General features: G+C 66.0%; 11 protein-coding genes. 7 read left to right on the top strand and 4 right to left on the bottom strand.

The genetic code is table 11. The features are described from left to right. Positions 1-172: 172 nt before the first annotated feature. The 7 genes from FCT00_RS02390 (at position 173) to FCT00_RS02360 (ending at position 8,540) form a co-directional block, all read left to right on the top strand. A complete protein-coding gene (locus FCT00_RS02390) occupies positions 173-1,735 on the top strand; it encodes a 2-isopropylmalate synthase (protein WP_008334309.1) in 1,563 nt (520 codons plus the stop codon). 213 nt (positions 1,736-1,948) lie between these two features. Then, on the top strand, positions 1,949-2,986 hold the full coding sequence (locus tag FCT00_RS02385) for a rod shape-determining protein (RefSeq protein ID WP_040885198.1): 1,038 nt from the start codon (positions 1,949-1,951) through the stop codon (positions 2,984-2,986). Positions 2,987-3,027: 41 nt separating this feature from the next. Continuing rightward, on the top strand, positions 3,028-3,999 hold the full coding sequence (gene mreC / locus FCT00_RS02380) for a rod shape-determining protein MreC (RefSeq protein WP_050771989.1): 972 nt from the start codon (positions 3,028-3,030) through the stop codon (positions 3,997-3,999). Next, a complete protein-coding gene (locus FCT00_RS02375; protein WP_138421699.1) occupies positions 3,996-4,535 on the top strand; it encodes a rod shape-determining protein MreD in 540 nt (179 codons plus the stop codon). The genes mreC and FCT00_RS02375 overlap by 4 nt, the downstream gene beginning before the upstream one ends. Beyond that, positions 4,532-6,475: a penicillin-binding protein 2 gene (mrdA, locus tag FCT00_RS02370; protein ID WP_008334316.1), complete on the top strand. Its 1,944-nt coding sequence runs from the start codon at positions 4,532-4,534 to the stop codon at positions 6,473-6,475. The genes FCT00_RS02375 and mrdA overlap by 4 nt, the downstream gene beginning before the upstream one ends. Continuing rightward, positions 6,472-7,611, top strand: a complete 1,140-nt coding sequence (rodA, locus tag FCT00_RS02365; protein WP_138421698.1) for a rod shape-determining protein RodA — start codon at positions 6,472-6,474, stop codon at positions 7,609-7,611. Before mrdA ends, rodA begins: the two co-directional genes overlap by 4 nt. Beyond that, positions 7,611-8,540, top strand: coding sequence for a 2-hydroxyacid dehydrogenase (locus tag FCT00_RS02360; RefSeq protein ID WP_138421697.1), 930 nt, complete (start codon positions 7,611-7,613; stop codon positions 8,538-8,540). The genes rodA and FCT00_RS02360 overlap by 1 nt, the downstream gene beginning before the upstream one ends. Positions 8,541-8,643: 103 nt before the next feature. Here the strand turns inward: FCT00_RS02360 and FCT00_RS02355 are convergent, their stop codons facing one another. The 4 genes from FCT00_RS02355 to mgtE all read right to left on the bottom strand — a co-directional run bounded on the left by FCT00_RS02355 (position 8,644) and on the right by mgtE (position 13,273). Further along, entirely contained in the window at positions 8,644-10,422 is a 1,779-nt protein-coding gene (locus tag FCT00_RS02355; protein ID WP_138421696.1) for an SLC13 family permease, read from the bottom strand. Positions 10,423-10,486: 64 nt separating this feature from the next. After that, positions 10,487-11,299, bottom strand: a complete 813-nt coding sequence (locus FCT00_RS02350) for a TIGR00282 family metallophosphoesterase (RefSeq protein WP_138421695.1) — start codon at positions 11,297-11,299, stop codon at positions 10,487-10,489. Between the two features lie 43 nt (positions 11,300-11,342). Continuing rightward, a complete protein-coding gene (locus tag FCT00_RS02345) occupies positions 11,343-11,891 on the bottom strand; it encodes a 5-formyltetrahydrofolate cyclo-ligase (protein WP_138421694.1) in 549 nt (182 codons plus the stop codon). Beyond that, the gene (mgtE, locus tag FCT00_RS02340) at positions 11,891-13,273 is read right to left on the bottom strand and encodes a magnesium transporter (RefSeq protein WP_008334325.1); all 1,383 of its coding nucleotides are present in this window, start codon (positions 13,271-13,273) and stop codon (positions 11,891-11,893) included. The genes FCT00_RS02345 and mgtE overlap by 1 nt, the downstream gene beginning before the upstream one ends. Positions 13,274-13,306: the final 33 nt, after the last annotated feature.

Here is a 13,306-nt window from a genome sequence, read left to right as displayed (position 1 = left end):
CATGACGATGACGGCACATATTCTCGGTTCGACCGGCGCGACCCCGCGCCCGTCCCGTCGTGCTGCCCTCCTCCTTCTTAGCCGCCTCTGAGCGTGCCGTCGGCGCGAGCGCTCAGGGGTATGCAACCGCGCCAGCGAACCCAAGGCTAAGACAGACAAGAGAGACATTCCCATGACCGACAAGAGCGAACAGGACCGCGTCCTGATTTTCGATACGACCCTGCGTGACGGCGAACAAAGCCCCGGCGCGACCATGAGCCACGAGGAAAAGCTCGAGATCGCGGAAATGCTCGACGACATGGGCGTCGACGTGATCGAAGCGGGCTTTCCCATCGCCTCCGAGGGCGATTTCGAGGCGGTGAAGGAAATCGCCGTCCGCTCGAAACAGTCCACGATCTGCGGGCTGTCGAGGGCGAATTTCAAGGACATCGACCGGTGTTATGAGGCGATCAAGCACGCGGGCAGCCACCGGATACACACGTTCATCGGCACCTCGCCGCTGCACCGGGCCATCCCGAACCTGACGCAGGATGCGATGGCGGACCTGATCCACGACACGGTGACCCACGCCCGCAACCTGACCGACAACGTCCAGTGGTCCGCGATGGATGCGACCCGGACCGAGCACGACTATCTCTGCCGCGTCGTCGAAATCGCGATCAACGCGGGTGCGACGACGATCAACATCCCCGACACGGTGGGCTACACCGCGCCGCGCGAAAGCGCCGACCTGATCCGTATGCTGATAGAAAAGGTGCCGGGCGCGGACGAGGTCGTGTTTTCGACCCATTGCCACAACGATCTGGGCATGGCGACGGCCAACAGCCTCGCCGCCGTCGACGCAGGCGCGCGCCAGATCGAATGCACGATCAACGGGCTGGGTGAACGCGCGGGCAACACCGCGCTGGAAGAGGTCGTCATGGCGATGCGCGTGCGCAACGACATCATGCCCTATGCCACCCAGATCGACACGAAAAAGATCATGGCGATCAGCCGCCGTGTGAGCCAGGTGTCAGGCTTCCCGGTGCAGTTCAACAAGGCCGTGGTCGGCAAGAACGCCTTCGCGCATGAAAGCGGCATCCATCAGGACGGAATGCTGAAGAACGCCGAGACGTTCGAGATCATGCTGCCCGAGGACATCGGCCTCGCCGCGTCCTCCTTGCCGCTGGGCAAACACTCGGGTCGGGCGGCGCTGCGCGACAAGCTCAAGGGTCTGGGCTACGACGATGTGGGCGAGAACCAGTTGAAGGACGTGTTCGTGCGGTTCAAGGCTTTGGCCGACCGCAAGAAAGAGGTCTACGACGACGACATCATCGCCCTGATGCAGGTGGTGTCGGGCGACGCGATCAACGAGCGGATCAAGCTGAAGTTCCTGCGCGTCATCTGCGGCACCGAAGCGCCGCAATCCGCCGACATCAACCTGACCATCGACGGGGTGGATCACCAGCACACCGCGACCGGCGACGGCCCGGTGGACGCGACCTTCAACGCAGTCAAGGCGCTGTTCCCGACCGGGGCGCGGCTGGAACTCTATCAGGTGTCCGCCGTGACCGAAGGCACGGATGCGCAGGCCACGGTGTCGGTGCGTTTGTCCGAGGATGGCCGGATCGCCACCGGCCAGTCGTCGGACACCGATACGGTCGTGGCCTCGGCCAAGGCCTATATCACCGCGCTGAACCGGCTTCAGGTCCGAAAGAAATCGACCCCGGAAGTGCGCTACACCGACGCGAGCTGACGGGCGGGGCCACGCTCATCCGGCCCTGCGACCCGTCTTCGCCCAGACGGCGATGAGAGGGCAGCGACCTTGAAGAGCGGGCGGGCTGGGCAGAATTTTGCCGGGGCCGCCTGCGCACCCCCTTTCACCTGCGCCCCTTGGCTCATATAAGGCGTCACACCCCCGGCCTCGCGTCGGGGGCTTGGGTATTGGGACTGACGGAAGACACCGAAAATGGTAGGAATCTCTGGACTTTTCTCGTCCGACATGGCGATCGACCTCGGGACGGCGAACACGCTCGTCTACGTGAAGGGTCGCGGTGTGATTCTCAACGAACCTTCGGTGGTCGCCTACCACGTCAAAGACGGCGTGAAGAAGGTGCTCGCCGTGGGCGAGGACGCCAAGCTGATGCTGGGTCGGACCCCCGGTTCGATCGAAGCGATCCGCCCGATGCGCGAAGGCGTGATCGCCGACTTCGACACCGCCGAAGAGATGATCAAGCACTTCATCCGCAAGGTTCACAAGCGCACGACCTTCTCCAAGCCCAAGATCATCGTCTGCGTGCCACACGGCGCGACCCCCGTCGAAAAACGCGCCATTCGCCAGTCGGTTCTTTCCGCAGGCGCGCGGCGCGCCGGCCTGATCGCGGAACCTATCGCTGCGGCCATCGGGGCGGGGATGCCGATCACCGATCCGACCGGGTCCATGGTCGTCGACATCGGCGGCGGCACGACCGAAGTGGCCGTCCTGTCGCTTGGCGACATCGTTTACGCGCGCTCGGTCCGCGTCGGTGGCGACCGGATGGACGAAAGCATCGTCAACTACCTGCGTCGCCAGCATAACCTGCTCATCGGCGAAGCGACCGCCGAGCGCATCAAGACCTCCATCGGCACCGCGCGGATGCCCGACGACGGGCGTGGCGCGAGCATGATGATCCGGGGCCGCGACCTGCTCAACGGTGTGCCGAAGGAAATCGAGATCAGCCAGGCCCAAGTGGCCGAGGCGCTGGCCGAACCCGTGCAGCAGATCTGCGAGGCGGTCATGACGGCGCTTGAAACCACGCCGCCCGACCTCGCCGCCGACATCGTCGACCGGGGTGTCATGCTCACCGGCGGCGGCGCACTTCTGGGCGAACTCGACCTCGCCCTGCGCGAGCAGACCGGGCTTTCGATCTCGGTCGCAGACGAGTCGCTGAATTGTGTAGCCTTGGGCACCGGCAAGGCACTGGAATACGAAAAGCAACTGCGTCACGTTATCGACTACGACAGTTGAGGGGCCACGTGGCCCGCACCCCGAGACGATAGGGGATCAGATTGGCAAGGTCCAAGGCACGGACAGAGGACTATGTGGGTCCGGTCAGGCGCATCCTGATCGGTCTGACGCTGTTCGTCCTCTTCGCCCTGTTCCTGCTCTGGCGGATCGACAGCCCGCGGGTGGAACGCTTCCGGGCGCAGCTTGTCGATGCCGTGGTGCCGAATTTCGAATGGGCACTGGTCCCGGTAACCAAGACCGCCGACGCGATCGAGAATTTCCAGAGCTATCAGCGCATCTCCGAGCAGAATCAGGAACTGCGCCGCGAATTGCGCCAGATGCAGGCGTGGAAAGAGGCGGCGCTGCAACTGGAGCAGGAGAACGCCAAGCTGCGCGACCTGAACAACGTCCGCCTCGACGCGCGCCTGTCCTACGTGACCGGCGTGGTGCTCGCCGATTCCGGGTCGCCCTTCCGCCAGTCGGTGCTCATCAACCTCGGCGCGCGCGACGGCGTGGTCGATGGCTGGGCGGCGATGGACGGTCTGGGCCTTGTCGGCCGGATCGCGGGGGTCGGGGAACGCACCAGCCGGGTGATCCTGCTCACCGATTCCAACAGCCGCATCCCGGTGACCGTGCAGCCCTCGGGCCAGACCGCTATCCTGACCGGCGACAACTCGGCGGTGCCGCCGCTGGGCTTCGTCGACAACCGCGATCTCGTGCGCCCCGGCGACCGGGTGCTGTCCTCGGGCGACGGCGGCGTATTCCCCGCCGGGCTTCTGGTGGGTGAGGTGGTGCAGGGCAAGGATCGCCGCCTGCGCGTGCGCCTTGCGGCCGATTACGAACGGCTCGAATTCCTGCGGGTCATGCGCTCGCACCCCGGCGAAGTGGTGACGGACAACGGTGCGCTCATCGTGATGAACCCGGTCATGGCCCCCGTGGCCGACGGCCTGCCGCCCGAATGCGTCGACCTCGAAGACGGGGCGGAGCGGCCTGAAACCTGCCCGGCGGAGGAAACGGCGGAGGTCACGCAATGATCGACCCGTATCTCGCCCGCAGGCTACTCTACATGCTGCTCTTTCTCGGCATCAGCGCGCTGATCCTGTTCACCCGGATGCTGCCGCTGCACAACGGGGCGCAGAACTTTCCGCCGCCCGATCTGATCCTGTGCTTCGCCTTCGCCTGGACCGTCCGGCGCCCGGATTATCTTCCGGTCCTGCTGGTCGCGGCCATCCTTCTCGTCGGTGACATGCTGTCGCTCGCCCCGCCGGGCATCGCGCCGTTGCTCGCGATCCTGGGGCTCGAGGCGCTCCGCTCGCGCCGTGGCCTGTTGGCCGAACAGGGCTTTGCGCTCGAATGGGTGTCGGTCGGCGCGATCCTGACCTTGATGATGCTGGCCGAACGGCTGATCCTCGGCGTCTTCTTCGTGCCGCAGGTCGGGTTCGGCATGTCGGTTCTGAACCTGTTGGTCACCGTGGTCGCCTATCCGGTGGCCGTCCTGATCTCGTCGCTCGGGTTCCGCATCGAATGGCTGAAACCCGGCGCCCTCGACCCGGAGGCGCGGCCTGCATGAGACGCACCCCCGCCGATACCGAGAAAAGCGCCAAGCGCATCACCCGGCGCGGCCTGCTGCTGGGCACGGCCCAGCTTGCGCTGGCGGGCGTCTTGGTGGGCCGGATGCGCTATATGCAGGTCGATCAGGCCGACGAATACCGGATGCTCGCCGACGAGAACCGGATCAACATTCGCCTGATCCCGCCGGTGCGCGGTCTGGTCTATGACCGCAAGGGCGTCTTGCTTGCCGGGAACGAGCAGAATTACTCCATCGTCATGGTGCGCGAGGATGCGGGCGACCCCGAAGAAATCCTGACCCGGTTGCAGAAGCTCGTCTGGATTTCGGAAGAGGACAAGCAAAAGGCGCTGGACGAGATGATGCGCCGCTCGCCCTTCGTGCCCGTGACGGTGGCCGAACGTGTCGCGTGGGAAGACATCTCCAAGGTCGCCGTGAACGCGCCCGCCCTGCCGGGTGTCACGCCCGAGGTCGGCCTCAGCCGGGTCTATCCGCTCGACAGCGATTTCGCCCATGTGGTCGGCTACGTCGGCCCGGTGTCCGATTATGACTTGTCCAAGATCGAAGACCCGGACCCGGTGCTTCAGATCCCACGTTTCCAGATCGGCAAGACCGGGGTCGAGAACAAGCACGAAGAGGATCTGAGGGGCGAGGCCGGGACACGCCGGATCGAAGTGAACGCCGTGGGCCGCGTCATGCGCGAGATCGACAGGGAAGAGGGCATCCCCGGCGCGAACCTGCAACTGACGGTGAACCACGCGCTCCAGAATTTCTCGGAAGCGCGTCTGGCGGGAGAAAGCGCGGCGGCGGTGGTGATGGACCCGCGCAACGGCGATATCCTCGCCATCGCCTCAGCACCGTCCTACGACCCGAACAAGTTCGTGCGCGGGATTTCCAGCCGCGATTACAACGCGCTGCTCGAAGACCCGTATCGCCCGCTCGCCAACAAGACGGCGCAGGGCACCTATCCGCCCGGCTCGACCTTCAAGATGGTCGTGGCGCTCGCGGCGCTCGAGGCGGGGGTCATCGACGACAAGGAAACCGTGACCTGCCGGGGCTACAAGGAAGTCTCAGGCCGACGCTTCCACTGCTGGTCGCGCGGCGGGCATGGCCGGGTCGATCTGGTCCGCTCGCTCAAGGAATCCTGCGACGTCTATTACTACGAGCTTGCCGAACGGGTCGGGATCGAAGCGATTTCCGCGATGGCGCGCAAGCTTGGGCTGGGCATCCGGCCCGACGTGCCCCTGTCCGGCGTGGCCGAAGGGCTGATGCCGACAAAGGACTGGAAGCGCGAGGTTCGTGGCGGCGACTGGATGATCGGCGACAGTCTGAACGCGGGGATCGGGCAGGGCTTCGTGCTCGCCTCGCCGCTGCAACTCGCCATCATGACCGCCCGCATCGCCAGCGGCACCGCGATCGAACCGCGCCTCGTGCGGTCGATCGACGGGGTCGAACAGCCCGTGCGCGGCGCGGATGTTCTGGACATCGACCCCTCGCACCTCGCCGCCGTCCGCCTCGGCATGTACGAGGTCGTCAACGGCACGCGCGGCACCGCCGGGCGCTCGCGCATCGTGGCCGACGGGATTCGCATGGCGGGCAAGACCGGCACCAGTCAGGTGCGCAACATCACCGCCGCCGAACGCGCGGCGGGCGTGACCCGGAACGAGGATCTGCCGTGGAACCGCCGCGACCACGCCCTGTTCGTCAGCTTCGCGCCCCATGACGCGCCCGAAGTGGCGGTGTCGGTGGTCGTGGAACACGGCATGGGCGGCTCGCTGGCCGCCGCGCCCATCGCCCGCGACATCATGCTCGCCGCGCTTTACGACGACATTCCGCCGCTCGACGCCTATCCCTCGCCCCAACGAGGCACGATCCGCTCGCAGTTCGAAATGATGAACCTGCGCGAACCGCTCGCCCCGTCGCAAGGCAGGTCGCGGGCATGAGTTTTCTCGAATACAACGTCAAGTACACGCCCACCGGGCTGTCCAAGGTCTTTTACTTCAACTGGGTGCTCGCCCTGCTGCTGGCCGCCGCCGCCAGCATCGGATTCCTGATGCTCTACTCGGTCGCGGGCGGGTCGTTCTCGCCTTGGGCCGAGCCGCAGATGAAGCGTTTCGCGGTCGGCTTCGTGATGATGTTCATCGTCGCGATGGTCCCGATCTGGTTCTGGCGCAACATGTCGGTTCTCGCCTTCGCGGTCTCGGTCGCGCTGCTCGTCGCGGTCGAGTTCGTGGGCGACGTGGGTATGGGCGCGCAGCGTTGGATCGACCTCGGCTTCATGCGCCTGCAACCGTCCGAGCTGACCAAGATCACCTTGGTCATGGTGCTCGCCGCCTATTACGACTGGCTCGACGTCGACAAGGTCTCGCGCCCGCTCTGGGTGCTGGTGCCGGTCGTGGTCGTGCTGTTTCCCACCTTCCTCGTCCTCAGCCAGCCCGACCTCGGCACCGCCATCCTGCTGGTCGGCGGCGGCGCGGTCGTGATGTTCCTTGCGGGGGTCCACTGGCTTTATTTCGCCGTCGTCGGGGCCGGGGGCGTCGGGCTGGTGGCCGCCGTCTTCACCTCGCGCGGGACCGAGTGGCAGCTTCTCAAGGATTATCAGTACCGTCGGATCGACACCTTCCTCGACCCGACGACCGACCCGCTCGGCGCCGGCTACCACATCACCCAATCCAAGATCGCGCTGGGGTCGGGCGGCTGGACGGGGCGGGGATTCATGCAGGGCACCCAGTCGCGCCTGAACTTCCTGCCCGAAAAACACACCGACTTCATCTTCACGACGCTGGCCGAGGAATTCGGCTTCGTCGGCGCCGCCTCGCTCCTCGCCGTCTATGTGCTCATCATCGTGTTCTGCATCGCAAGCGCCGTTCGTAACACCGATCGATATGGGGCGCTGCTGACGCTCGGCATCGCCGCCACGTTCTTTTTCTTTTTCGCGGTCAACATGTCGATGGTCATGGGCCTCGCCCCCGTTGTCGGTGTGCCGTTGCCCTTGGTCAGCTACGGCGGCTCGGCCATGCTCATCCTGATGATCGGGTTCGGCCTCGTCCAATCCGCGCACGTCCACCGGCCCCGCTGATGCTGAAGGTTCAGTGCCTCGCCCCCCGCCGCCTCGTCGCGGAGTGGACGCCGCATCTGGAGGCGGCCTTTGCCGAGGCCGGGATCACCGCGTCCCTCGGCACCGACTTCGCACCCGAAACGGTGGACTACGTGATTTACGCGCCCGGCAAGGGCGCGGCGGACCTGTCGGATTACACGCGCACGAAAGCGGTGCTCGGTCTCTGGGCCGGGGTCGAAAGCATCATCGCGAACGACACGCTGACCCAGCCCTATGCGCGCATGGTCGATACGGGCCTGACCGAAGGCATGGTCGAATGGGTGACAGGCCATGTCCTGCGCCATCATCTTGGCCTCGACCAGCACATCACCCGAACCGCGCCGGACTGGACCCACGCCGCCCCGCCCCTCGCCCGCTCGCGCAAGGTCGTGGTGCTGGGGCTAGGCGAACTTGGCGCGGCCTGCGCGCGCGCTCTGTCGGCCTTAAATTTCGTGGTAACGGGGTGGAGCCGGTCGCCCAAATCCATCCCCGGTGTCGCCTGCTTTCACGGCGCGGCGGGGCTGGACGAGGTGCTGACCAGTGCCGAAATCCTCGTGCTGCTCCTGCCCTCGACGCCCGATACCGAGAACACGCTGAACGCCCGCACGCTGGCGCTCATGCCCGAAGGCGCCGTGATCCTGAACCCCGGACGCGGCGCGCTGATCGACGACGACGCCCTGCTGGCGGCACTCGACGCGGGGCGGATCGGGCACGCGACGCTCGACACCTTCCGCATCGAACCGCTGCCGGAAGATCACCCCTACTGGTCGCACCCGCGCGTCACGGTCACGCCCCACATCGCGTCCGAGACCCGGCCTGAAACCGCGTCCCGCGTCGTGGCCCGGAACATCAGGCGGGTCGAAGCCGGCGAGCCGCTTCTCAATGAAGTCGACAAACGCCGGGGCTACTGACGCCGCGTCCTGCTTCTCTGGTCCGAAAATACCTCGGAGGGGGTGTGGGGGAGGCTGGCCTCCCCCACCTCGGTCGGACGGGCGCAAGCCTGTTCGAAACCGCTCAGAGCGGCCAGATCAGCGGGATGACCGCGCTCACCAGCAGGCCCATGGACAGGTTCAGGGGAATCCCCACCTTCATGAAATCGGTGAACCGATACCCGCCGGGGCCATAGACCAGCGTGTTGGTCTGATACCCGATCGGGGTCGAAAAGCTGGCCGAGGCCGCGACCATCACCGCCACCACGAGAGGGCGGGGGTCATAGCCGATGGCCGTGGCGATCCCGATGGCGATGGGTGTGACCACCACGGCGACCGCGTTGTTCGAGACAAGCTCCGTCAGAACCGAGGTCAGCAGGTAGATCGACCAGATCAGCAGGAAGGGCGGGAGGCCCTCGATCACAGGCGCCAGCGCGTCCGCGATCATCTTCACGGCGCCCGAGGCGTCCAGCGCGGCCCCGATGGCGAGCATCGAGAAGATTAGCGCCAGAAGACTTCCCTCGACCTGGCTGAAGGCCTCGTCCGCATCCACGGCGCGGGTCAGCAGCACCACCGCCACGGCGATCACGGCCACGGCGAGGATCGGGGCGACGCCCAGACCGGCCAGCGCCACGATCCCGAACAGCGACAAAAGCGCGATGGGCGCGTGACCCCGGCGAAACGCGCGGCCCGACGGTTTGGACACGTCGACAAGGTCCATATCCGCCGCCAATCGCTGAATATCCTCCTGCGCGCCTTCCAGAAGCAGCGTATCGCCCACCCGAACGGTGATGTTGTCGAGTTGCTGGCCGATGTTCTGGTTCCGGCGATGCACGGCCAGCGGATAGACCCCGTAGCGTCGGCGCAGTCGAAGCTGGCCCAGCGTGCGCCCGATCATCTTGCAGCCGGGCGAGATCAGCACCTCCACCGTCGTCGTTTCGACCGCCGACACCTGATCCACCCGCTTGAGGCTCTTGTTCGCCTGAAGCGACAGAAGCTCGGTCATCTGGGTGCGCAGAACCACACGGTCCCCGACCTGAAGCTTCACGGCGGCAAGATTGCGGCGCAGCGAGACGTCGCCGCGCACAACGTCGATCAGCCGCACGCCTTCGCGTTTGAACAGCTGCACCCCGTTCACCTCGCGCCCGATGAGGTTGGAGTCCGGCGGGATCACCGCCTCGGTGAAGAACTTCTTGCGCGAGCGGTCGGTGAGCAGCCCCGCCATCGTGTCGCGGTCGGGCAAGAGATGCGGCGCCACGATCCAGAGATAGGCCATGCCCCAGATCACGACGAGCAGCCCGATGGGCGTGATCTCGAAGATCGAGAACGGCTCCAGCCCCGCCGACCGCGCCACGCCGTCGACCAGCAGGTTGGTCGAGGTGCCGATCAGCGTCAGCGTGCCGCCGAGGATCGCGCCGTAGGACAGGGGGATCAGCAGTTTCGACGCCGAGATGCCGAGCCGCCGGGCAAGCTGCGTGAACACCGGGATCATCACGACGACGACTGGAGTGTTGGACACGAAGGCCGAGGCGAAGACGACGAACCCCATGAGGGTGGCGAGGGCGAGCTTCGGCCGCGCGCCCGCCTGCCGTTCCGCGATGTTGGTGAACCAATCCAATGCGCCGGTGCGCACCAGCGCCCCCATGATGATGAACATGCAGGCGATGGTCCAGGGTGCCGGGTTCGACAGGACGGCGAGCGCGTTCTCGTAGGGCAGGATGCCGGTGACGAGCATGACGGCGACCCCGCCGATCGCGACCACTTCGGTCGGAAAGACCTCGCGCAGGAAGAGCAGGAACATGACGCCGACGACGATCAGCGCAACGATGGGTTCGACTGACGAGGAAAGTTGTAGGACGTTCATGCTGCCTGTGCCTTGACCGGCTCATCTAAACCGGGCCGCCGCGTGCGGGCAAGCGCGGAAGGGGTCAGGGTGCCGACTGTTGCAGCTTTCCACCCTCGCGCACCATCTCGATCCGCACCGCCTTGCCGGTCGCGTCGTCGGTCTCGACGTACAGGCCCGAAAGCGTCGCGTCCTCGTTCGCGGGATTGAAGCGGCCCTTGGCCATGCCGGTGACGAACCGGCGCAGCGGCTCGGCCTTCTCCATCCCGATCACGGAATGATAATCGCCGCACATCCCGGCATCGGTGAGATAGGCGGTGCCACCGGGCAGGATCATCGCGTCGCCCGTTGGCACGTGGGTATGGGTGCCGACGACGATGCTCGCCCGCCCGTCGAGGAAATGACCCATCGCCATCTTCTCCGACGTCGCCTCGCAATGCACGTCGACCAGCGCGGCCTGCACGGCACCGCCGAGGTTGAAGGGCTTTAGGGCCCGGTCGATATACCCGAACGGGTCTTCGAAGGCGCGTTTCATGAACACGTTGCCCAGGATCTGCGCCACGAGCACCCGGCGGCCCCGATGATCCTCGAACACCCGCACACCGCGCCCCGGCGCGTCCTTGGCGAAGTTGAGGGGGCGGATGATGCGGGTTTCGCGCTCGCAGTAGGACAGCATCTCCTTCTGGTCGAAGGCATGATCGCCCAGCGTCACCACATCCGCGCCCGCCTCGAAGATCAGCTTCGCGTGGGCTTCGGACAGCCCCGCGCCATTGGTGGCGTTCTCGCCGTTCACCACGACGAAATCGAGCTTCCAGTCTTTGCGGAGGGTGGGGAGGCGATCCGAGATCGCCTGACGGCCGGCGCGGCCCATGACGTCGCCAAGGAAAAGTATCTTCATGGATCGTGACTAGGACGTTGCCGGGGCGAGGGCAAGCGGGCGCTCACCCGAAGCGCAGCGTTTCGACCTCGGTCACGATGGCGTCGAGCGGCTGATCCGTGGGTTCCAGCGGCAAGTCGGGAAGTTCCTGCGCGGCGAAGGCATAGCCGATGGCGAGGGTCGGGCGCAGCGCCCGCAGCGCCGCCAATGTCCGGTCGTAGAACCCGCCGCCATAGCCCAGCCGATTGCCCGCGCGGTCGAAGGCCACAAGCGGGACGATCAACACATGCGGCTCCACGTCCGGCCCGTCGGCGGGCCATTGGGTGCCGTATTTCCCCTCGACCAGCGGTGTGTCCGGCGTCCAAAGCCGGAAGGTGAGGGGAAGGCCCAACTTGGGCGTGACCGGAACGCCCACTGGGCCATGTCCGGCCATTTCCGCCATGACGGGCCGCGCATCGACCTCCGAGCGCATCGGCAGGTATCCGGCCAGCGGCCTGCCGCGATGCTCATGCAGCACGGCCCTGAGCCGCGCCTGCGCCGCCTGCGCGCGCGCCGGATCGTGCACCGCGTCACGGGCGGCAAGCGCGCGGGCGCGGGCGTCGGCCTTGTCCATCACAGCAGGACGATTCCGGCGAGGCCGAGGAAGGCGAAGAACCCCACCACGTCGGTTACCGTGGTCACGAAAGTGCCGGAGGCCAGCGCGGGGTCCACGTTGAACTTGTCCAGAACGACGGGGACGAGCACGCCCGCCAGCCCCGCGACCATCAGGTTGATGACCATGGCCGCCGCGATCACCGCGCCCAGCATGGGCGAGCCGAACCAGATGATCCCGACGATCCCCATCACGATGGCGAAGACCGCCCCGTTGATGAAGCCCACGGCGGCCTCGCGCCGGATCACGCGCCAGACGTTCGAGGAGGTCAGGTCTTTCGTCGCGATCGCCCGCACCGCGACGGTCAGGCTTTGTGTGCCCGCGTTCCCGCCCATCGACGCCACGATGGGCATCAGAACGGCCAGCGCCACGAACCCGGCGATTACGTCTTCGAAGAGCGCGATGACGAGCGAGGCGATGATCGCGGTGCCAAGGTTCACGGCGAGCCACGGCAGGCGCGCGCGCACCGTTTCGCTGACCCGGTCGTTGAGTGACCCTTCCCCGACACCGGCGAGGCGCAGAATGTCCTCTTCATGCTCTTCGTCCAGAATGATCATTGCGTCGTCGATGGTGATGACGCCCACAAGCCGGTCGTCCTCGTCCACCACCGGGGCCGAAATCAGGTGATACTGGTTGAACGCATAGGCCACATCGCCCTCGTCCTGCGTCACCGGGATGGTGCGAAAGCTGTCCTCGGTGATCTCGGACAGGGCGGTGGTGCGGGGCGAGGCCATGATTTTGCCCAGCGTGACATAGCCCGTGGGCCGCATCCGCGGATCGACGAGAATGACGTGATAGAACTGGTCCGGCAGATCCTCATGCGCGCGCATGTGGTCGATCAGGTGGCCGACGTCCCAGTGCTCGGGCGCCGCCACAAGCTCGCGCTGCATCAGACGGCCTGCGGATTCCTCGGGGTAGGACAGCGACTGTTCGACGGCGGCCCGGTCGGTGATCGCCAGCGCGTCGAGGATGATTTCCTGCTGCGGCTCGTCCAGATCCTCGATCAGGTCGACCACGTCGTCGGTGTCCAGCTCGCGCACGGCGTCGGCCAGAACCTCGGGATGCAGCGCCTCGATCACGCTTTCGCGGACGCTCTCGTTCAGTTCCGACAGGATGTCGCCATCGAATTCCTTGCCGTAAAGCTGGACAAGGCGCAGGCGCGTATCCTCGTCCACCTGTTCCAGAAGGTCGGCGATGTCGGCCGGGTGAACCGGCTCCAGCGCCTCGATCAGCGCCTCGCTGTCACCGTCGCGCAGGGCGACGAGAACCGGCTCGACCGTCTCACGGTCAAGCGCGTAGCTATCCTCTTCGTGAATCTCTTCGGTGTTCAGGTCTTCCGCCATCTTTCACCCCGCCTGTTGTCGCGGGCGACATTA

This window comes from Maritimibacter alexandrii, from assembly GCF_005871115.1.
Lineage (GTDB): Bacteria > Pseudomonadota > Alphaproteobacteria > Rhodobacterales > Rhodobacteraceae > Maritimibacter > Maritimibacter alkaliphilus.
The sequence above is the reverse complement of the archived record's forward strand: the minus strand, read 5'-3'. Positions and strand labels throughout refer to the sequence as shown.

Coding starts and splice junctions, on each gene's coding strand:
- rodA (WP_138421698.1), top strand. CDS start 6,472: ATGAGTTTTCTCGAATACAACGTCAAGTACACGCCCACCGGGCTGTCC.
- FCT00_RS02350 (WP_138421695.1), bottom strand. CDS start 11,299: ATGAAGATACTTTTCCTTGGCGACGTCATGGGCCGCGCCGGCCGTCAG.
- FCT00_RS02355 (WP_138421696.1), bottom strand. CDS start 10,422: ATGAACGTCCTACAACTTTCCTCGTCAGTCGAACCCATCGTTGCGCTG.
- FCT00_RS02375 (WP_138421699.1), top strand. CDS start 3,996: ATGATCGACCCGTATCTCGCCCGCAGGCTACTCTACATGCTGCTCTTT.
- mgtE (WP_008334325.1), bottom strand. CDS start 13,273: ATGGCGGAAGACCTGAACACCGAAGAGATTCACGAAGAGGATAGCTAC.
- FCT00_RS02345 (WP_138421694.1), bottom strand. CDS start 11,891: ATGGACAAGGCCGACGCCCGCGCCCGCGCGCTTGCCGCCCGTGACGCG.
- mrdA (WP_008334316.1), top strand. CDS start 4,532: ATGAGACGCACCCCCGCCGATACCGAGAAAAGCGCCAAGCGCATCACC.
- FCT00_RS02385 (WP_040885198.1), top strand. CDS start 1,949: ATGGTAGGAATCTCTGGACTTTTCTCGTCCGACATGGCGATCGACCTC.
- FCT00_RS02360 (WP_138421697.1), top strand. CDS start 7,611: ATGCTGAAGGTTCAGTGCCTCGCCCCCCGCCGCCTCGTCGCGGAGTGG.
- FCT00_RS02390 (WP_008334309.1), top strand. CDS start 173: ATGACCGACAAGAGCGAACAGGACCGCGTCCTGATTTTCGATACGACC.